Here is an 18,666-nt window from a genome sequence, read left to right as displayed (position 1 = left end):
TGCAGATCAACCCCACTCCAGGGTTGGGGTGTGTACGAGGGGTAACCGGTCATCGAAAAGGGGCAAGTGATCGCGGGCCACTACCGTCTGCTGGAGCGGGTGGGCAGTGGCGCCATGGGCGTGGTCTGGCAGGCGCATGACGAGCGCCTGGACAGGATGGTCGCGATCAAGCAGCTGTTGCTCCGGCCGGAGCTGACCGCGCAGGAAACCGAGATGGCGCGGCGCCGCGCCATGCGCGAGGCGCGGATCGCCGCCAGACTGCAACATCCCAACGCCATCGCCATCTTCGACGTCGCCGAGCACAACGGCGACCCGTGCCTGGTGATCGAGTTCCTGGAGTCCAGGAGCCTGGCGGCGGTCCTCGACGACCGAGGGTCGCTGCCGCCGGAGGAGGTGGCCCTCATCGGCAGCCAGGTCGCGGCGGCCCTCGCCGCGGCCCACGCCGCGGGCATCGTCCACCGGGACATCAAGCCTGGCAACATCCTGATCGACTACGGCGGCGTCGCCAAGATCACCGACTTCGGGATCTCCCGGGTCGTCGGCGACGTCACCGTCACCCAGACCGGCATGGTGGCGGGAACGCCCGCCTACCTGGCTCCGGAGGTGGCCAGGGGGCAGGACCCGGCGCCCGCCTCCGACGTGTTCGCGCTCGGCATCACCCTCTACCAGGCAGTGGAGGGACGCAGCCCGTACCCGGAGGCGCAGAACCAGAACCCGCTCGCGTTGCTGCACGCCGTCGCCGCCGGCCGGCTCGACCCGCCCAGCGAGGCGGCCGGGCCGCTGACCTCGGTGCTGACCAGCCTCCTGCAGTCCGAGGCGATCGACCGGCCGACGATGCGCAAGGCGAGTGAGGCGCTCGCTGCGGTCGCCAAGGGCGGTGCCGCTCCCTGGATGCCGCAGTCGGTCGCGCCGGCGAAGGCGGCCGCCGCCCCGATCCCGCCCGAGACGAAGGCGGAGAAGACCAGGGAGGCCCCCACCCCGATCCCCGCCGAGACCAGGGCGACGACCCGTCCCGGCGCGGCGGGTGGCTCCGCCGGTGGGGACGGCGGTGGTGTCAACGCGAAGGTGATGGTCATCGCGGCCGTGGTCGTGCTGGTCCTCGGCGGTGGTATCGCCGGGATCATCATGGTGAACAACGCCACGGGCGACTCCGGGGAGAACGCGGCACCCTCCTCCAGCCAGAGCGCGGACGAGCCGGCGCCCGGTGAGGACGAGGAGGACGACGAGGGAGTCGTCCCCGACGCCGAGGAGCTGGAGGAGGACTTCGGCGACCCCATCGAGGAGGGCACCGAGACCTCCGCCACCGTCAACCAGTGGGGCAGCGTCGGCCCCTGGCTCCAGCCCTTCTTCGCCAGCCCGGGCAGCGACACGGCGTGGAACATGCTGACGCCGAGGGCGCAGGAGATGTACGGGGGCCGGGAGGGCTTCGCCCAGTACTGGTCCGAGAACGCCACCGGGGGTTCCTACCAGGGAATCCACGGCGAGGGCGTGACGGGGGACAACGCCGGCCGGTTGTCGGTGACCCTCAACTACGTCGGGGGCGGCTCCGAGCGGGTGGTCGTCCGGGTCGTGCAGGTCGGCGGCCAGTACCGGATCGACTCCATCCCCGTCCCCCTCTGAGGTCGTCGCGCCCGGCGCCCCCGCCGGAGCGCCCTCCGAACCAGACCGGGTGCGCTGACCGCCGCCGCCCACGGGGTGAACGACGGCGGCCACCCGCTCTCAGCGCCGGCGGAAGCCCTCCGCGACCTCGACCAGGCGCGCGTGGTACGCCGACCACCGCTCCGGAGAGCCGGCGGCGACGTCCTCCTTCCCCGGCAGCCGGCCCACGTCACCGTCGAGCAGCTCACGCACGACGTCCGCGTGACCCGCGTGCCGGTGGACCTCCGCCACCACGTGCGCCAGCACCTGGTGCAGGGTGACCGTCGCCTGGTCCGCCGGCCACCACGGCACGTGGCCCGGGGTGTCCAGGTCGCACTCGTGGATGGTGACGTCCGAGTGGGCCCGCACCCGGCCGTACCGGGAGACGACCTCCTCGCGGGACTCCGCCTCGGTCGCCCACATGTCGGCGTTCGGTTCCGCCTCGGGGCCGATCCAGTCCAGCTGTTCGGGGTAGGGGCGGCCGAAGGCGTACCCGAGGTAACCGATCTCCACGGACGTGACGTGTTTGACCAACCCGAGCAGGTTGGTCCCGGTCGGCGTCACCGGCCGGCGGGCGTCGTACTCGGACAGCCCCTCCAACTTCCAGAGCATCGTCTCCCGTGCCTCGTCGAGCAGACGGAGCAGATCGTGCTTCGCGTGGTCCGAGTTCATGTGGTCACCTTCCGGTTCCATTCGTGGTGCTCGGGGAGCGGGCGGGAGACGGGCCGCCTTCCGCCCGGTAGGGGAGGAGGGCCGGGCTCAGCCGCTCGACAGCCCGACGACGTGGCCATCCGGGTCGGAGAACGCGGCGATGCGGCCCTGCCCCGGTACGTCGACCGGTTCCAGGACCGGGGTCCCGCCCAGCCGCTCCGCCCTGGCCAGGGCCGAGTCGACGTCCGCCACCCGGAAGTAGACCGTGATCCCGGTGTACGGGCTGCCAGGGCCGGCCTGACCGATGCCTCCGACGGGGCCGTCGTCCTCACCGACGAGCGCGTAGCCGCCGTCGATCTCCCGGATCGGCCAGTCGAACATCTCCCGGTAGAAGCGCCGTGCGCGAGGAGCGTCGTGACTGGAGATGTCGAACCAGACCGGTGGTTCCGCGTGCTGCCCAGCTGTCATGTCGCTGCCCTCCGATGGCTTGGTGTGGTGGTTCCGGAAGGGAGACCGACGGCGTGCGGCAGAATCATCGGTCGTGACGCGCCCTCCCGGTCCCGGTTCGGTGACAAGCGCGCGGGAACCGGACCTGGTCCTCGCCCGGAACGGCGACCAGGACGCCTTCACCCGCCTCGTGCGGCCCCTGCGGCCCGAGCTCCACGCGCACTGCTACCGCCTGCTCGGCTCCACGCACGACGCCGACGACGCGATCCAGGAGGCCATGCTGCGGGCCTGGCGGGGGCTGTCGCGTTTCGAGGAACGGGCGTCGCTGCGCTCCTGGCTCTACACGGTCACCACCCGCGCCTGCCTGGACCAGCTCGCCGGACGCCGACGCAGGGCGCTGCCGGTGGACCTCGGCCCGGCGAACACGAACGCGACACCGGGGTCGTCCGGTGCCGAGGTGGCCTGGCTGGAGCCCTACCCGCACGGCGTGCCGGAGGGTGTGGCCTCCGGACCCGAAGCCCGGTACGACCAGCGCGAGGCCGTGGAACTCGCCTTCGTCGCCGCGCTGCAGCACCTGCCGGGGAACCAACGGGCCGCGTTGCTGCTCGTGGAGGTGCTCGGCTACTCCGCCGCCGAGGTCGCGTCCATGATGGGCACCTCGACGGCTTCGGTGAACAGCGCCCTCCAGCGAGCGCGTCTCGCGGTGTCGACGAGGGTTCCCCCCGTCTGACAGTCGCGCACCCTGCGCGCCCTGGGTGACGGCGAGGTCCGGGAGATCGTCACCTCCTACGCCGAGGCGCTGGAACGGGGGGACGCTCGGGCGTTGGTGGCGCTGCTCACCGAGGACGTCACCTGGTCGATGCCCCCGCTGGAGGACTGGTACGCGGGCAGGGACGCGGTGATGGGTTTCGCCGTCCGGGTGCCGCTGTCGTCCTGCGGCTCGTGGCGCTACCGGAGGACGACGGCGAACGGGCAGCCGGCGGTGGCGTTCTACCTGCGGGAGGAGGAGGCGGTGGTCCACCGCGCCTGGTCCGTCACCGTGCTGTCCCTGCGTGGCGACCGCATCGCCGGTCTCACCTCGTTCCTGGGTGCCGAGCACTTCCCGCCGTTCGGGCTGCCACCCGTGTGGGAACCGCCGCCGGAGGAGGCGACGACGTGACCCCGAGCCGGCTGGCCCTTCCCGCGCCGTCGGCCGCCACCGGGCCGGGCGGCCCGGGTGTCACGGCAACGGCGTGTCCGCGTCGCGGATGACGTAGGCGATGCCCCCGGGCCCGCTGCCGCCCTCGCGTTGGGTGCGCAGCCAGACGGTGTTGAACTGGTCGCGGTCGTATACGCGGCGCACCGCCTCGTTGTCGGGGGAGGCCGGGTCGTTGACGATCACGTTCCCCTCGTCGTCGAAACCGACGACGACGAACAGGTGGCCGTTCGTGCCGTACCCGGCGCCGTCCAACTCGTCCGCCCGGAACGACACGGAGGTGATGACGGGGATACCCGCCATGATGTGCTCCTCCAACTCCGTGATGGATGCCAGCCGCGTGACGTGGGCGCGCAGGCCGAAGTGGGCCGCGTAGGCGGTGTTGAACGGCCAGTTCCCGGCGCCCGCGTAGTCGTGGTCGTAGGTGTGGCGGGCCGCGTGGGCCACCTGCGGGTCGACGTAGCCGTCCTCGATCCAGGACAGGTCCTCCTCGGTGGGCCCGACTCCCCAGTACTCGAGCAGCATCGTCGTGGAGGTCGGGCTGCACCAGACCTCGCCCCCGCCCCCGTACTCGGGGTACTTCCCCCGGTGCACGTTCTGCGAGTACCGGGGCACCGCGAGTTCCGTCCCCCACGCGCCGGCGCCGGGGCCGGTGGGGACCTCCGACCGCGTGGGGACGTCGGACACCATCGCCCCCGCCATCACCAGCTCGGGGGTGAGGTCGCTCCCCGCCTCCCGGTACAGCGTGACCCTCAGCTGGTAGCCGTCGAAGCGGGTCGCTCCGGCCGCGACGAGGGTGTCCACGTTGACGCGGGCGTGCGAGTCGGACTGCCCGGGCACCGTGGTGCGCAGGATGTGGCTGTCACCGGACGCCCAGTCGCCGAGGGAGTACCAGCCGGTGCGCCCGCCCTGTGCGGTGACGGCCCGCACCTCGACGCGCAGCCAGGTCCCGGCCGGCGTGACCGCGTTCCACGACGGGACCAGCTCGGTCGCCGCCAGGTCGTCCCGCCGTTCGGGGGATGTCCAGGTCGCGTACTCGTAGGTACGGGTGCCGCCGGGGCCGTCCCGGTCGACGGTTCCGACCGGTGTGCCCACGACGAGGGCGCCGCCGTCGGGAGCGGCCGTGGTCCCGTCCAGTTCGCCGCGCGTCAGGTCGGCCGCCGACCTCCACTCGTGGTAGGCGATGACCGGCTCCTGCCGGTTCCGGGACGCCTCCCCGGCCTGGGCCGGTGTGGCGGTGGGGGTGAGCAGGGTGAGTCCCACCAGGGCGGCGAGCCCCCGACGGCTCCGGCGTGAGAACGACGTTCCGGTCACGGGCACTCCTCGGGCGCGGGACGGGCAGGGACTGATGTGACCAGCTTTCAAGTTGTCCCGCTTCCCTGTAAATCCCGCAACCGGTGGGTCCCTGGACCAACGGTCCGCCGTCAGCGGGACGAGCGATCGGCGGACGGCGGTGACCACCACGGATCTCTCCGCCGCTCTTCGTCCTGGTTTCACCCGATAGTTTGTGTCCGATCGGATGAAGGTCCACGCTGGAGGGCCAACCCGACGGCGTATTGAAGCGGCTTCGGGCAGCCGGCACCCTGGATGCGGGGACCACCGGCCCGCGACGAGGGGAACGTCGGGGCCACGCGGGAACGTGGTGGCGCGCACGCCGCGCGGGGGCGAACCGTGGCGTGCCTCCGCCCGACGTTCGGAGAACGGGAAGAGACGGAGAGCTTCGAGTGACGAGCACTGAAGAGATGTTGCTGCACGCGGCAAATGTGGAGCGCCTGGTCGCGGCCGATCCCGACGTGCGGTTGGTCGACGTCCGGACCGCGTCGGAGTTCGAGACGGTGCGGGTTCCCGGAAGCCACAACCTTCCGCTCGACCTGCTCCGGCGGCACCGGGCCCAACTGCGGGACGTCCACGACGACCCCGTGGTGCTGATCTGCGCGACCGGCACCCGCGCGCGGCAGGCGCGCGGGCTGCTGGCGGAGGCGGGCCTGGGCAACGTCACGGTGCTCGACGGGGGGATCGGCGAGTGGACGGCCAACGGTCACGCCGTGACGCGTGGCCGGGCCCGGTGGGACCTGGAACGCCAGGTCCGGCTGACGGCGGGCAGCGTCGTGCTGGCGTCGGTGCTCGCGAGCCTGCGGTGGCCCCGCTGGCGCTGGCTGGCCGCCTTCGTCGGAGGCGGACTGGCCTTCGCCGGTCTCACGAACACCTGCGGTCTCGCCCGGGTGTTGCGGCTCCTGCCCTACAACCGGGCGGGGGAGCCGGCACCGAGCCGGATCGGGGAGGTGCTGGGCGCGGGCCGTTCCGCACGGAGTTGATCCGCGAGCGGTGACCCGGGCGGGCCCGGCTCGCCCGGTGTGGTGCGCGCGGCGGTGGGTGGTCGGGCGGCCCCGGATCGGGTGGTGGGTGGGTTTCCGGGAGGCGGCCCGCTCGACGTGGCGGTGGCCGACCGCCCCTACGAGCCCGGCGCGGGGGGAGGTCCCTCGGGCGGTCCGGAGCCCTCCGGCGGGCCCGCGCGACCCCCGCCCCACGTCCGGCCTCTCGGCGCGGTCCAACCCCGCCACTGGGACACCAGGCACAGCCCGGTGCCGAGCAGGAGCGCCGCCAGGACCCCGATCTCCCGGAGGCCCAGGCCGGCGAGGACGACCAACGCCCCGCTCGCGATCGCGGCGCACGTCGCGTACAGCGGACCGCCGCCGAAGATCCTGGGGATCTGACCGAGCATGATGTCCCGTGTCATCCCGCCGCCGACGGCGGTGATCGTGCCGAGCAGCACCGCCGGCAGCCAGCCCAGCCCCGCGTCGAGCGTCTTCCCGGCGCCGGCCGCCGCCCAACAGCCCACGGCGGCCGCGTCCACGACCGGGAACCCCCTCCGCCACAACACCCGGTGCTCGAACTGGAGGAGGAACGCCACCAGCGCCCCGCCCAGCGCGGTCAGCAGGTAGGCGTAGTCGGTCAGGGCCACCGGGGTGCCCTGCTGGAGCAGGGTGTCCCTGATCAGACCACCACCGAGACCGGACACGATCGCGAGGACCAGGAACCCGACCGCGTCGAAGTTCCGCGAGCGGGCCAACATCCCGCCGAGCACCGCGTTCGCGCCCACACCGATCAGGTCGACCGTCCGGGTGAGCCCTTCGAGGGCGACGATCGAGGTGGTTCCGCTCACGTCTCGTCCGTTCTCCCCGCACCGTCACGATCGCCCCCACGACCTGGACGACGCGGTGCGGTGGCAGGAGGGCTGTTGGCGCCCGCGAGTGTCCCACGGAGCGACCAGCCGGGAGGCGAGCGGTCGACTCGCCCGCGAGGCCGGGGAGGCACCCGCCCGGTCGGCGCGGCGCGCCCCGGGGCAGGAGCGTCCCAGAAGGACGCCGTTCCCCGTTACCTTTTCATTGCTCCTGGCCAGGAGCCGTGGTCCCCAGGTCCGGCATGACTCACGCCCCAGGCGAACCCATGATCCCATGGGCGGTGTCACCAGACCTGGTGGCATCGAGGGACCGCTGACAGGGGACACGGCCACCACCACGGTCGGTCTCGTCGTCACGGGGGTGTCGGCGCTCGATGCCCGACCGGTGACCACCCACAACGAACGGCAGAACCCGCATGACCAGCAACGTCGGCGTGTTCCTCGGTCTCGACGTCGGGAAGGACTCCCGCCACGCCGTGGGCCTGGACTCGGCTGCACGACCGGCCACTACCCAACAACCCCAACTCCGGGCCCTGTTCGACACACTTGCCGCCCACGGGCCGCTGCTGGTCGTGGGCGACCAGCCCGCAACAGACACCGCCCCTCCCGAAGGCTCGAATCCGCGGGCGTCACACATCCTGTGGAGGCTCCGCCCGGGTCCTCCCACAGGGCTGCGGCAGCTTGGTCGGTTTCCCCCCTGTCGGGACCGCCGACGCTGCTACCGTTCTGTTTGACCCGGCGGTGTCGCCGAGGGTCTGACGCGAGGGGGTGTGCGGGCCAGCGAGGCCCGAGCAGCCTCGGGCGCCCGCACAGTGTGCTGTTGGTTGAGGATCTCCTGGGGAGGAACCGCCGTGAGCGGCAGTTACGAAGTGGACCCCGAGGCCCTGCCTCGGGCCATCGCGGAACTCAAGGAAGCACGGGAGGTTGTCGCGGAGTTGGAAGACCGGGGAATTGCCATCTCCGCGAAGCGCTCCACGCGGGGTGACGACGGCGTGAGCATGAACGCGGGAGATCAGCTCGCTCGGCTGGGGGGCGACCCAGGCGAAGGATCACTCGCCGCGACCGCAGCCAAGCTCCGTGCTGAGCTCGACAACACCATCTTTGCTTTCGAGGAAATGCTTCGGGAGTACCTGGAGCTCGAGCAGTCCGCCACGCTACCTGAGTACGACGGCGAGGTCAGCCAGGTCAGTCTGCCTCCGGACTACTGGGAACGACAGGCCCTGAACAACGGTCGTCGATCCGGCGGCGACTACGTCGCCATCTGAGGTAAGGAGAACTTTCGTGCAGAAACACAGCAGTAGTGTCATGGGCGCACTGCTCCTGGCGGCCGCCTTGGTTCTCGCCTCCTGCTCGACCGAGGATGCCTCGGAGCCAGACACCACTGACGCTACCACCGAGAGCACTGCGGCCCCGAGTCTGACCGAGGAGTTTCCACGTGAGACGGAGCTACTCGCGCCACCCGTCTCGACCCCACTCGACGCGACCGATATCGAGCCGTGCGCCCTGATCTCCGACCAGGAAGTCAGCGCTATGGGGTACGACGCAGGTTCAGCCCGGACCGGCTTTGAGAACAGCTGCACCTGGGACTCCACTGAACACGAGGGCAGCAGAGCCACCCTACGCGCGAACACCGAAGACGGCGGGCTGTCATGGATCTACCAGATCCGCGACAGGTACGGCGTCTTCGACGAGATGATGGTCGGAGAATACCCGGCGGTACACGCCCACACCATCGAGGATGAATCGCGATGCGTGCTGTACACCGGAATCGCTGACGACCAGTACTTGAACACAAACTTCGTTCGGAACACGCTTGACGATTTCGACGCGTGCCAGGCCGCGATCGAATTCACCGAGGCAGTGATCGCCGAACTGCCAGCGGCTTCCTAAGGGGACATCATGCACCTCGAGACGACGTGTGAGACCTTCGCTGGCAAGAACGCGAAACAACTCCGGCAGGACATTACCGGGGAAGGCCACGGCGGAAACGCCAGCGACGTCTACGGCGAGTGGAGCGACGTCTCCATCCGCTTCGCAGAACTCGCCGACCACATCAAAACCTCCCTCGCCCGAGCAGCCGACGCCCACCAGGGAGAAGCGGCCGACACCTCACGAGCCGCCACCCTCCCCCTGGTCACCTACGCGGAACAGGCCAAGGACCAAGCACAGGCGATCGGCTCCGGCGTCTCCTCCCAAAGCACCAGCCGCAATGTCGCCGTCCTGAACATCCCCGAGGGGCAGGACGAGCCCAAGAAGGAGGGGTTCGAGGTCATCCTCCCCTCCAGCTGGACCGGGCACGGTGACCGCATGGAGGCCTACGATCACCGTCCAGGTAGGCGACGGCGGCGAGGAACCGGTCACCCCGGTTGCCGTAGCAGTCACCCCACTGGCAGATGTCGCCGCGTGCCGGCTCGAAGTCGACGGTTTCCACCGCCTCACCGGTGAGCCCGTCGAAAACGGTCAGGAACTCCGGGCCGGTGAGGACGTAGCCGGAGGAGTTCCGGTAGTCCGCGTCGGGGTCGCCGATGACCTGGCCGAGGCCGTCCACCGCGCCGTCGGCGGTGCGCAGGACAACCTCGGCGCGGCCGTCACCGTCGAAGTCGTACACCAGGAACTGCGTGTAGTGCGCTCCGGCGCGGATGTTGGGTCCGAGCCCGAGCCGCCAGAGCTGTTCGCCCTCGAGGGTGTAGGCGTCGAGGAACACCTCACCGGTGTAGCCGGACCGGGAGTTGTCCTGCGCGTTGGTGGGCTCCCACTTGACGACGATGTCGTACTGGCCGTCGCCGTTGAGGTCGCCGACGCTGGCGTCGTTGATCCGGTACTCGAACTCGCCCCCGTCCGGGGTCGTGCCGCCTTCGGGCTTGTTCAGCGGGATGTCGAAGTGCGCCTCGGCCAGGGCGGTGGTCGTCTCCGACGCGGCGCGCCCACCCTGGCCGAGTGGCAGCAGCTCGTAGGTGGCCCCGGGGGCACCGTCGGGATCGAGGAAGTTGGTGCTGGAGCGGATGGGCTGGCGGTTGATCTTCCGGCCGTCGCGGAACAGGTGGAAGCCGAGGTCCTGCGTCGCCGGTTCCCCTGGGGCCCACGCGCGGGCGACGCTCGCCAACGCCACGGCCAACCGCTGGCGCCACCTCTCCCGAGGGGGGCCGGGAGACGCCGTGGGAGGACGGGGGCGAACATGGACCAGAACCCGAGCTGGTCCGGCCCGACGAGGTCACGCGCGCGGGCCACGCTGCCGCCCGACAGCGGGCGGTGATCGTGCTCCGCTTCTCCGAGCACCTGACGGAAGAACGGACCGCCACGGCCCTCTGGGCCTCCAGGGGCACGGTCACGAGCCAGACCGCGCGGGCACTCGCCCGGCTGCGCGGTGTCCCGCACCAGGCAGGGGACAACCAAGGCGCGAAGGGCCGCCCTCTCCCTCACTCTCCCTGCCCGCCGGGGAGAACGCCCCCGCGTCCCGGTCGGAGGAGACACCCCATGGACGTTGGGGAACCGCGGCGGGTACTGGCCCCCGCCGGCTCCGACCGCACACTCCCACCCGGCTTCGGGACGGGGCCGGAACGAGGGATCCCCGTCGTGGTGATCTGGCCGGAGAACGCCCGTCGGGCGTGACCCGCCGGCGGGGCGCCGAGCCCGCGCCGATCAACGGCCGTGGGCATCCCGGCCTGGAGGTCCAGGACCGGCACCGTCACCCTGGTCCGTGCTCCTCGGCTCGGACGCCGACCTATCCGGACACCAGCTCGCCGTCGGACGACTGACCTCGGTTCCTCGCGTGTGGAGCTGAGTTCGGGCGGGCGAACTCCGGCCGCGCGGCTTCCTACGGGGGCGGTCAAGGATTGAGCAGTGCTCGCGCGCGCCGTTCGAGTGGCCCTGCGAGGTCGGGGAACTCGCCGCTGTCGGTCCGGCGAGACAGTCGAGCGATGACGTAGAGCTGCGCGAACCGCCCCGCCTCGGTGTCGAGCACGTCGGCGAAGACCTTGTGAACTCGTTGCGCGATCGTGGGCACCAAGAGGCTGTAGCAGAGCAGAGTTGCCGCATCGGTGCCCACGGGTCCACGCCCCCACAGTTCCCAGTCGAGCAGGCCGAACCGCGGGCCGAACAGGTTTGCCCAGTGCACATCACCGTGCACGGTCTCCCACGCGGGCACGGCGGGGTCGACCGCGTCGCCGAATCGGTGCACGATGCGATCGGCGACCTTGTCCTGAGTGCTGTTGACACGCTCGGTCGGAGTCGTCGCGATGACGTCCACGGTATGACGCAGCTCCGTCCACCACTCGTCGGCAAGATCGACCTCGGCACGCAGTGCGTCCGTGGGCGAGCAGGGGGAGCCCGGCAACCGGGTCATGATCTCGGCGCGTTGCTGACGCCATTCCTCCCACTCGAAGACGTCGAGCACGCGTGGTTTGGCAAGGCCGGTCACCACGTTCGCGTCGACATTCCCGGTCCAGAAGTCGCCCCCGATCCACTGTTTGTCCTCGGAGACGACGCGCAGCCAGTAATCGGCGCCACCTTTGCGGACCGGCGCGCTGATCGACCGGTCGAGCCAGCCGAGCAGCGGCTCGCCGATGACGACTACGCCGAAGCGTTCCGCGGCGCGGTCAAGATTGCCGTGCATCCACTGCCTGAATCGTGCGTCGGCTTCGCTGGTGTCGACCACCACCGGCTCCCTCTCACTCGTCGGTGATGTACCGCAGGTAGGCGGTGGGATTGTTCATGTACCGACGCCAGTGGTCGACCAGGTCGAGGTCTTCCCACTCGATGCGCTGGAAACCGTCATCGCCCACTTCGATGATGTCGGCGCCGGGGGTGGCCGCAAGGACCGGCGAGTGCGTCGCACAGATGACCTGAGCGCCGGATTGGCCGAGGTCATACAGGAGGTTGACCAGCCTGAGGCAGGACTTGAAAGACAGCGCCGCCTCAGGCTCGTCCATGAGGTAGAAGCCGGGCTCGCGGAACATGTTCGCCAGCACGGTGAGGAACCCCTCGCCGTGGCTCATTTCGCTGGTGTCCTCCTCCCAGTAGCCACGCATCCCGCTCACGGCCTCCATGAAGCCGAACGCGGTTTCGGCGCGCAGGAAGTACCCTCGGCGCTTGGTTCGCGTTCCGCTCTTGTGTCGCGCGCCCGCACTGGTGGTCTCCCAGCGGATCAGTTCACCGAGGGCGGTTTTCGGCCGGTCGTTGACGTACTTGCGCCCTGCCCGCCCGCCGCGCGCGTCCAGGCCCCACGCCTCGGCGAACGCCTCGACAAGGGTGGACTTCCCCGAACCGTTCTCCCCGACCAGGAACGTGATCGGCTTGTCGAACACCATGCCTTGCTCAGCCAACTGCGCCACGCACGGCACGGTGAGCGGCCAGCTGTCGGCCACCTCGGAAGACAGCAGTTCGTCGGGGATGTACGCACGGCGAGCGAGCATGTGTGTGTCCTTGATCAGTATTCGGACGGGACGCACGCACCGACCGGTGCGCAGTTGTTCGCGGGGACACACGCCGGGCTGCAGCTCGGCCCGCACTGTGGGTCGCACATGTTGGGCACGCACGGGTTCGACGGGCGAGCCGAGAAGTGCGCGGCCAGCACCGTTGTGGTCTTCAGCATCGTCGGCCCGGTCAGGATCTCGGCGAGGGGGGCGACCCGCACGTTACCGACCGGCAGCCAGCGCGAGAACACACACGGCCACACGGTGCCGTCAGCGGCCACCGCCACTTCTTGTCGACGGTCGGGGCCGCACGGCGGACGTCGTGGCCGCCGCCCGCCAACGAGGGATCCCCGTCGTGGTGATCTGGCCGGAGAACGCCCGTCGGGCGTGACCCGCCGGCGGGGCGCCGAGCCCGCGCCGATCAGCGGCCGTGGATGACATCCCCGTCCAGAATGTCCCCCAACCGGCACCGCCACGTCCCAGCCGGGGGCGGCACGGCGGACGGCGTCGACGCCGACCTGGGTTTCCGGTCCCGTCGGCTGCTCGGTGGTGAGTGGATCGAACGGGACCTCCCCTCGGGCACCACCCTGCTCACCGTGTTCCACGGCCAGGGGTCGAACAACGGGTCCTTCGAGGTCTCCGTCGACGGCGGCGCCCCGGTCAGCGTCATCCCCGACCGGTCGGGGCAGGCCGATCGGGCCGACGGCGAGTGGACCAGTCCGCCGTTGCCGCCCGGCACGCGGGCGGTGCGGATCACCGCTCGGGAGGCGGTGACGATCAGCGGGGTCTACGCGCACACCGACAGCGCGGGCACCGGCATCCAGGTGTTCATCGCCGGCAAGGGCGGCACCCAGTCCGGCAACTACCTGCCCTCCCGGATCATGGGCAGGTTCGCCCGCCAGGGAACCACGGTCACCCTCACCCTCGCCACCTACGAGGGCAGGTTGCGGGTCGCCGACCCCGGCGTGTTCCGCCGGACGCTGACCCACGGTGTCGGGTCCGCCAAGGGCTACGGGTGCGGTCTGCTCACCCTGGCCCGGGTCAGGCCGACGTGACGGAAATCCCCGGGGCGAGGCCGGTCCCCATCTCGCACCTGGTGCGAGCCACGGACCGGCTCACCTTCGTCTACCTCGAACACTGCGTCGTCCACCGCGACGCCAACGCCATCACCTCCCGCGACGAGCGTGGGACCTTCCACATCCCGGCGGCGACCCTGAGCGTCCTCATGCTCGGTCCCGGCACCACGATCAGCCACCACGCGGTGAACCTGCTCGCGGAGAGCCGAAGCCCTGGTGGTCGTCGCGTGACCTGGCACCGCGACCCGCTGCCGGCCTGGAGAACGGAGGTGGAACCGAATGGTCGACCTCCTACGCCGGACTCACTTCTCCGATGAACTCAACGTCGGTCGCGGCGTGGGCAAGGCGCCGTCGGGCTCCATCAGTTGACGGTGCACGTCAACCGCCGCCCTCTGGACCGAGGTCGGGCGCATGGAGGCGGTCAGGTCGGGCGGGAGAAGGCAGTCACGCCACAAGGTGATCGAGGGGAACGGAACAGTGCTCGGGCCGGCGGCGGAAGGGGTGTGGTGCGGCCAGGTACGGCGGACAGCCGCGTGGCTGGGCCCACCGATCGCACGCGCGAGTGACGAGGGTCATGATCGACGACATCTTGGCCAGGCTCAGCCGGCGGTGGGAGATCACCCAGTAGAGCTCAGTTCCGGTAGTGCTCAGAACCGATCCTCCCAAAATCCTCCCACGACGCAGAAAACCCCGCCGACGAAGATCGTCGACGGGGCTTCTGACCACCATGTATAACTGGTGGGCGATACTGGGATTGAACCAGTGACCTCTACCGTGTCAAGGTAGCGCCCGGGCACCGTCACCGCCACCGACGAACACCCCTTCTGGGTCGACGACCACGGCCACTGGACCCACGCCACCGACCGCACCCGAGGAAACACCCTCCTCACCCCCACCGGCGACCACACCACCATCACCCACGCCCACACCTACCCCCACCACCACGTCCACAACCTCACCATCAACGCCACCCACACGTACTATGTACTGGCGGGCGACACTCCGGTCCTGGTTCACAATTCCAACTGCCCGCTGACCGGCGGCTTCAAGGTGGGTGTGACTCCTGACGAGATCGCCGATATCAACCGTGGTTTTGGCGGCGAAACCCTGCTGAGTGGGTCGCCCGCGAACACCATGGCTAACGCCAGTCGCTACAACAGCTTCTGGGATAAGTCGGCCGTCGTGATTCGTGATATCGCTGGTGGTCACATGTTCAACAACGGAAACAAGCGCACTGCTCAAGCTGTCGTAGAGCAGCTGATGGAACGTAACAACGTTACATGTGGCCCCACTTCTGCCGGTCTCCGAAGTGTCATCGACAGAGTAGGTAAAGGTCAGCTACACGACGTCAGTGACATCTCGGCGGCTTTGAGGGGCTATTGATGGGAGTGCAAGGAATGGATATCGAGCAGCTCATGGAGAAGTTGGGTCGCTCAGGCGTCACCGTGATCCTTAAGGTGGATGACGAGAGGATGGCGGAAGGTGGCGAGCCCTGGACATTGGTGATGTCGGGTCCGGGGCTGGGGCCCGAAGGATTTATCCGCGCTGAATCTTCCAGCCTGAGCGACTGCCTCGAACAGGGATTCAACCGGTTGCGTTCCCGGCCCGGCGACTGGGAATGGCTGGCGGAAATCTCATAGCCATTGAAGCGAGGCCCTCCCGAATTCTTCGGGAGGGCCTCGTGCCGTTTGACGGCAACGGTGACGGCAACGTCAGCGGACGCCTGCCGCGGCGAGTGGGTCGTCGGGGTCGTCGTTGACAGGGCCGAGGGCGCCGTTCAGGGTGTCGATGGCTTGCCGGTGGTGACGCCGATGTGTGCGTGGCCCAACAGCTCCTTGATGACGACGAGGTCGACGCCCTGTTCCAGGAGCAGGGTCGCGGTCGAATGCCGTAGGTCGTGGAAGCGGATGCGTCGGAGCCCGGCCCGGTTGAGGAAGCTGCGGAAGCGACGGGTGAAGTTGGCAGGGTCGAGAGGCGGCCCGTCGGCGTGGTGAAAACGAGTCCGCTGTCGTTCCAGTCCGATCCTGCTGTCTCTCGCTCCTTGTCCTGCCATTCCCTGTGCTCCTTGAGGGTGTGGAGGCATCGGTCGGGAGGGCGATGCGGCGTTCGGAGGCTCGGGTCTTGGTGGGCAGGTGGGTGAGGCCGCCGGTGCGGGTGCGCTGGAGCGAGCGGCGAATGGCGGCGGTGCCTGCGCTGAGGTCGAGGTCTTCCCAGTGGAGGCCAAGGAGTTCGCCCTTGCGGAGTCCGGTGCGGAGGGCGAGTTCGTACAGCCCGTGGAGCCGGTCGCCGCGGGCCGCGTCGAGGAACCGGCGGGCTTCTGTCGCAGTCAGGGGCCGGAAGCGCCTGGGCCGGGGTGCGGTGGCCTTGACGTTCCCGGCGATGTTGCGGGGCAGTTCGTCTTCGCGGACAGCGTGTTCGAGGGCGGACTTGAGGACCGAGTGCACGTACGTCACCGTCGAAGGGGACACCTGCTTCTGGCAGCACTCGCCGATGGCGCAGCACCGATTTCGTTCGGTGTCCAGGCCCTGGGTGCAGCACTGGCAGGTGGTGCGGAGCCGGTCGAGGAAGGTGCGTACGTCCTTGGCGGTGAGGCGGGCGCTCTTCTTGGTGCCGAGTCCGGGGATGAGGTGAAGGCGGACGCAGGCGGAGTAGCGGGTGTGGGTGTTCTCGCGAAGCCGGTGAACGGCGACGCTGCTGAGCCAGTAGGTGAGGTAGTCACCGACGGTGCTGTCTGCGGTGGCGACAGGGAGACGCGGTTGCTGTCGGCGATCTTCTCGGCGAGTTTGTCGGCGGCTTCTCTCCGGATGGTGCCGTAGACGCGGACGCGTTTGCGGGTGCCGTTGGCGGCGAGGACGTAGCCGGCGGCTTCCCAGCGCCCGTCCTTGCGCTGGTAGAGGGTGCCCTCGCCGTTGGCGCGGGCCTTCTTGCGCTTGGGGGCGGTCATCGGGAGGCCTGTTCCAGGTGGCGCTGGACGTAGTCGTCCAGCGCGTGGGCTGGGATGCGGCGGGCGCGGCTGATGGTCAGCGAGGCCAGGCGGCGGGTGCGCAACAGGTCGTACAGGGCGGAGCGGCCGATCTTGAGACGGGCCATCGCCTCGGGGACGGTGAGGAGTTCGTCACCACGCACTGGTTGTCACGTCCTGCTCGCGCGTCGGGCCGCCGCCGATGAGGGCGGCGAGGCGTTCGAGGTCGGGAGTGAGGCGGATGCCGTCGTAGGCCCAGTGGGCGAGGACGAGGGTGGTCGGTGAGGGCGGAGAGGTGTGGCGGCGGTGCCAGGCGGCACGGGCGGCCCGGAGGGCGCTGAGGGTGGTGGAGTAGGCGCGGGTCTTGGTGGAGAAGTGGCCGCGGAAGCCGAGCATGTGGGCCCACTTGCGCAGGTTCAGGTGCTTGAGGTCGTCGCGGGCGCCGAGGGCCCAGGCGGTGCGGATCATGCGGGCGGCGTGCTCGGGTACGGACTCGAACCAGAGGTCACTGATCCTCTTCAGCCGGTGGTCGAGGGTGCCGGTCGCGTTTTCGGTGCCTTTGGTGGCGTACTTGGCGACGTATCCGGCGACCTTGCCCTCGGTGATCGTGGTCCCGGCTGGAAGGCCGTGGACCGGATGATCCTGGTGTCGATCTGCTCGCCGAAGACGAAGGCGCGGCCCCGGCCGTTGACCTCCGGCCCGTCGATGTGGGCGCGGGTGGCCGAGATCCGAATGGCATCGGCCAGCAGGTCGGGTGTGGCCCAGGCGGGCGGCGGGGTTTAGGGGCCTGCGGGGCCGTCGAGGCGGATGACGGCGTGGAAGTGGATCAGCCCGCGCTGCTGGTACTCGGCGACCTTGGCGTACGAGACCCGGACGACCTGGGAGAGCAGGCGTTGCGGGACACCGGCTGCGGCGGCGATGGTGCGGCGCAGGCGGAGCATGAAGCGGGCCCACAGGGCTGCGGCGTGGGCGTTCCACAGGACGGCGCCGGTGTAGTCGTACCGCTCGGGGTCGAGCGGGTGCCCCTCCGTTGAGTTGACGTGATGTCAGTGGGAGCACACTAGTGCACTACGAACCGTAGCGGGAGTGCTTCGGCCACTCGAATACTGAACTAGAGCACCGATCTGTCAAGAGGTCGGCCATGAGACGTTCGAGAGGTGGCGGAGCCGACCAGGTACTCGACCCCGCCGGTCGAACTCCCCTTGCGCTTGGAGCCGGAGCCGACTCCCGTTGCGGGCTGCGCGGGCTGCGCCGAGCTGCGCGGGCTGCGTGGGCTGCGCCGAGCTGGCCAACGTACGCGACCGGGCCCGGGCGGTCGGAGACATGACCACCGTCAGCGACTGCAACGTCTACATGCGACGCCACCCGGAGGGCCACCAGTGAGCCCCCGCGTCGTCTACCAGCACGTCACCCACACCATCCGCCACACCCCTGAAGGCGGCATCACCTACGAGGCGTTCCGCGTCGCCGCCAACTGCGGAGCCGAATCCGGACCCCACGCCGAGCAGGAGGCCGCACAGGACTGGGCGCTCCGTCACACCGGACGCACCGGCCACGACCTCTTCAGACGCGTCTTCACCGGCCACGCCAAGGTCACCCGAGCCGAGTAGAACCAACACCGCCAGCCGGAACAGGACCCGCATCCCGCAGACCATCGCACCAGGCCAGCAGCCCAACCGGACGCTCGGCCACCGACCACGGCCTACCGCCGAAGCGGGATGCGTCCAAACTTTCTCTACGTCTTCAAGGCGACCCGCTGACGCGGGTCGCGCGCGGCACGGCCGCCCACCCGGCCCGCTCTCGGCTCCGCCACCGCGGGCCGGCCAGCGACCAGGCCGCGCAGAAACAGCACAGCGTTGGGGTCGGTCGGCTCCGTGGGCTTTACCCACCTCCCCGGGCCGGAGCCCGCGTCGGGCAAGGCCAGGGGGCCACTCGTTCAAATTCCGGGCAGGATCACGACCTGCCCGAGTTGCCGGGCCAACATACGGCCCCCCTGACCATGCCCGACCCCAACCCGGGCAGGACACCGGCCAAACCCCACTCCACCGCCCTCACGTACGTAGCCGTCTGACGGCAACGCCGACGGCAACACGGGCGCACAAGAG

Annotated in this window: 24 protein-coding genes and 3 pseudogenes; 14 read left to right on the top strand and 13 right to left on the bottom strand. The window is 69.9% G+C overall.

The features are described 5' to 3' along the window. Window positions 1–66 precede the first annotated feature (66 nt). A complete protein-coding gene (locus C1701_RS15170) occupies window positions 67–1,620 on the top strand; it encodes a serine/threonine-protein kinase (protein ID WP_026419189.1) in 1,554 nt (517 codons plus the stop codon). 99 nt (window positions 1,621–1,719) lie between these two features. On the opposite strand, the gene C1701_RS15165 is transcribed toward C1701_RS15170, so the two are convergent. Continuing rightward, on the bottom strand, window positions 1,720–2,310 hold the full coding sequence (locus C1701_RS15165; RefSeq protein ID WP_103057058.1) for a DinB family protein: 591 nt from the start codon (window positions 2,308–2,310) through the stop codon (window positions 1,720–1,722). 87 nt (window positions 2,311–2,397) lie between these two features. After that, window positions 2,398–2,757 carry a VOC family protein gene (locus tag C1701_RS15160; RefSeq protein ID WP_026419191.1) on the bottom strand — a complete coding sequence of 120 codons (360 nt, stop codon included), beginning with the start codon at window positions 2,755–2,757 and terminating at the stop codon, window positions 2,398–2,400. A gap of 73 nt (window positions 2,758–2,830) precedes the next feature. Between C1701_RS15160 and C1701_RS27465 the strand changes: the two genes are divergently transcribed. Next, window positions 2,831–3,466, top strand: a complete 636-nt coding sequence (locus tag C1701_RS27465) for an RNA polymerase subunit sigma-70 (protein WP_337661694.1) — start codon at window positions 2,831–2,833, stop codon at window positions 3,464–3,466. A gap of 93 nt (window positions 3,467–3,559) precedes the next feature. Continuing rightward, window positions 3,560–3,895 (top strand): hypothetical protein, encoded by a 336-nt coding sequence (locus C1701_RS27460; protein WP_337661693.1) that lies wholly within the window; start codon window positions 3,560–3,562, stop codon window positions 3,893–3,895. A gap of 60 nt (window positions 3,896–3,955) precedes the next feature. Here C1701_RS27460 and C1701_RS15150 read toward each other — a convergent pair whose 3' ends face one another. Next, window positions 3,956–5,245: a C39 family peptidase gene (locus C1701_RS15150; RefSeq protein WP_103056061.1), complete on the bottom strand. Its 1,290-nt coding sequence runs from the start codon at window positions 5,243–5,245 to the stop codon at window positions 3,956–3,958. A gap of 410 nt (window positions 5,246–5,655) precedes the next feature. Between C1701_RS15150 and C1701_RS15145 the strand changes: the two genes are divergently transcribed. After that, entirely contained in the window at window positions 5,656–6,246 is a 591-nt protein-coding gene (locus C1701_RS15145) for a rhodanese-like domain-containing protein (protein WP_026419193.1), read from the top strand. Window positions 6,247–6,383: 137 nt separating this feature from the next. Here C1701_RS15145 and C1701_RS15140 read toward each other — a convergent pair whose 3' ends face one another. Continuing rightward, entirely contained in the window at window positions 6,384–7,094 is a 711-nt protein-coding gene (locus C1701_RS15140; protein ID WP_081893708.1) for a trimeric intracellular cation channel family protein, read from the bottom strand. A gap of 869 nt (window positions 7,095–7,963) precedes the next feature. On the opposite strand from C1701_RS15140, the gene C1701_RS15130 reads away from it, so the two are divergent. Together C1701_RS15130 and C1701_RS15125 are read left to right on the top strand one after the other, a co-directional pair. After that, window positions 7,964–8,377 (top strand): hypothetical protein, encoded by a 414-nt coding sequence (locus tag C1701_RS15130; RefSeq protein ID WP_026419194.1) that lies wholly within the window; start codon window positions 7,964–7,966, stop codon window positions 8,375–8,377. 16 nt (window positions 8,378–8,393) lie between these two features. Then, entirely contained in the window at window positions 8,394–9,002 is a 609-nt protein-coding gene (locus C1701_RS15125) for a DUF3558 domain-containing protein (RefSeq protein ID WP_155886162.1), read from the top strand. A 379-nt stretch (window positions 9,003–9,381) separates the two neighbouring features. On the opposite strand, the gene C1701_RS15120 is transcribed toward C1701_RS15125, so the two are convergent. Beyond that, on the bottom strand, window positions 9,382–10,221 hold the full coding sequence (locus C1701_RS15120; RefSeq protein ID WP_337662299.1) for a rhamnogalacturonan lyase family protein: 840 nt from the start codon (window positions 10,219–10,221) through the stop codon (window positions 9,382–9,384). A 140-nt stretch (window positions 10,222–10,361) separates the two neighbouring features. Here C1701_RS15120 and C1701_RS27455 point away from each other — a divergent pair. After that, window positions 10,362–10,415 (top strand): annotated as a pseudogene (locus C1701_RS27455) (hypothetical protein); the annotation flags it as partial. Between the two features lie 171 nt (window positions 10,416–10,586). Continuing rightward, on the top strand, window positions 10,587–10,721 hold the full coding sequence (locus tag C1701_RS27450; protein ID WP_337662323.1) for a hypothetical protein: 135 nt from the start codon (window positions 10,587–10,589) through the stop codon (window positions 10,719–10,721). A gap of 217 nt (window positions 10,722–10,938) precedes the next feature. On the opposite strand, the gene C1701_RS15110 is transcribed toward C1701_RS27450, so the two are convergent. The 3 genes from C1701_RS15110 to C1701_RS15100 are packed head-to-tail and all read right to left on the bottom strand — an operon-like array spanning window position 10,939 to window position 12,774. Further along, complete coding sequence (locus C1701_RS15110; protein WP_418153759.1) at window positions 10,939–11,724, bottom strand: aminoglycoside phosphotransferase; 786 nt, start codon at window positions 11,722–11,724, stop codon at window positions 10,939–10,941. 55 nt (window positions 11,725–11,779) lie between these two features. Continuing rightward, a complete protein-coding gene (locus tag C1701_RS15105; RefSeq protein WP_103056059.1) occupies window positions 11,780–12,523 on the bottom strand; it encodes an AAA family ATPase in 744 nt (247 codons plus the stop codon). A 14-nt stretch (window positions 12,524–12,537) separates the two neighbouring features. Beyond that, entirely contained in the window at window positions 12,538–12,774 is a 237-nt protein-coding gene (locus tag C1701_RS15100; RefSeq protein WP_337662298.1) for a hypothetical protein, read from the bottom strand. Between the two features lie 201 nt (window positions 12,775–12,975). Here C1701_RS15100 and C1701_RS27445 point away from each other — a divergent pair, with 201 nt between their 5' ends. The 5 genes and pseudogenes from C1701_RS27445 to C1701_RS15075 all read left to right on the top strand — a co-directional run bounded on the left by C1701_RS27445 (window position 12,976) and on the right by C1701_RS15075 (window position 15,239). Next, the gene (locus C1701_RS27445) at window positions 12,976–13,578 is read left to right on the top strand and encodes a type I-E CRISPR-associated protein Cas6/Cse3/CasE (protein WP_337661692.1); all 603 of its coding nucleotides are present in this window, start codon (window positions 12,976–12,978) and stop codon (window positions 13,576–13,578) included. A 41-nt stretch (window positions 13,579–13,619) separates the two neighbouring features. Continuing rightward, the gene (locus tag C1701_RS27440; protein WP_337661691.1) at window positions 13,620–13,916 is read left to right on the top strand and encodes a hypothetical protein; all 297 of its coding nucleotides are present in this window, start codon (window positions 13,620–13,622) and stop codon (window positions 13,914–13,916) included. 538 nt (window positions 13,917–14,454) lie between these two features. After that, window positions 14,455–14,562: pseudogene (locus tag C1701_RS27435) on the top strand (hypothetical protein); the annotation flags it as partial. Window positions 14,563–14,655: 93 nt separating this feature from the next. Beyond that, window positions 14,656–14,982, top strand: a complete 327-nt coding sequence (locus C1701_RS15080; protein WP_337661690.1) for a Fic family protein — start codon at window positions 14,656–14,658, stop codon at window positions 14,980–14,982. 14 nt (window positions 14,983–14,996) lie between these two features. After that, on the top strand, window positions 14,997–15,239 hold the full coding sequence (locus C1701_RS15075; RefSeq protein WP_103057056.1) for a hypothetical protein: 243 nt from the start codon (window positions 14,997–14,999) through the stop codon (window positions 15,237–15,239). Between the two features lie 137 nt (window positions 15,240–15,376). Here C1701_RS15075 and C1701_RS27430 read toward each other — a convergent pair whose 3' ends face one another. From C1701_RS27430 to C1701_RS27420, 5 genes and pseudogenes are all read right to left on the bottom strand, one after another. Beyond that, on the bottom strand, window positions 15,377–15,652 hold the full coding sequence (locus C1701_RS27430; RefSeq protein WP_337661689.1) for a tyrosine-type recombinase/integrase: 276 nt from the start codon (window positions 15,650–15,652) through the stop codon (window positions 15,377–15,379). A 157-nt stretch (window positions 15,653–15,809) separates the two neighbouring features. Beyond that, window positions 15,810–16,472: pseudogene (locus C1701_RS28145) on the bottom strand (site-specific integrase); the annotation flags it as partial. A 67-nt stretch (window positions 16,473–16,539) separates the two neighbouring features. Beyond that, entirely contained in the window at window positions 16,540–16,725 is a 186-nt protein-coding gene (locus C1701_RS15065; protein ID WP_103056057.1) for a helix-turn-helix domain-containing protein, read from the bottom strand. Then, on the bottom strand, window positions 16,715–17,326 hold the full coding sequence (locus C1701_RS15060) for a replication initiator (protein WP_337662297.1): 612 nt from the start codon (window positions 17,324–17,326) through the stop codon (window positions 16,715–16,717). Before C1701_RS15060 ends, C1701_RS15065 begins: the two co-directional genes overlap by 11 nt. Window positions 17,327–17,340: 14 nt before the next feature. Continuing rightward, on the bottom strand, window positions 17,341–17,541 hold the full coding sequence (locus tag C1701_RS27420) for a replication initiator (protein WP_337662296.1): 201 nt from the start codon (window positions 17,539–17,541) through the stop codon (window positions 17,341–17,343). 399 nt (window positions 17,542–17,940) lie between these two features. Here C1701_RS27420 and C1701_RS15050 point away from each other — a divergent pair, with 399 nt between their 5' ends. Next, window positions 17,941–18,171 carry a DUF7848 domain-containing protein gene (locus C1701_RS15050; protein ID WP_103056056.1) on the top strand — a complete coding sequence of 77 codons (231 nt, stop codon included), beginning with the start codon at window positions 17,941–17,943 and terminating at the stop codon, window positions 18,169–18,171. Window positions 18,172–18,666: the final 495 nt, after the last annotated feature.

Source organism: Actinoalloteichus sp. AHMU CJ021 (genome assembly GCF_002895405.1).
Classification (GTDB): domain Bacteria; phylum Actinomycetota; class Actinomycetes; order Mycobacteriales; family Pseudonocardiaceae; genus Actinoalloteichus_B; species Actinoalloteichus_B caeruleus.
The sequence above is the reverse complement of the archived record's forward strand: the minus strand, read 5'-3'. Positions and strand labels throughout refer to the sequence as shown.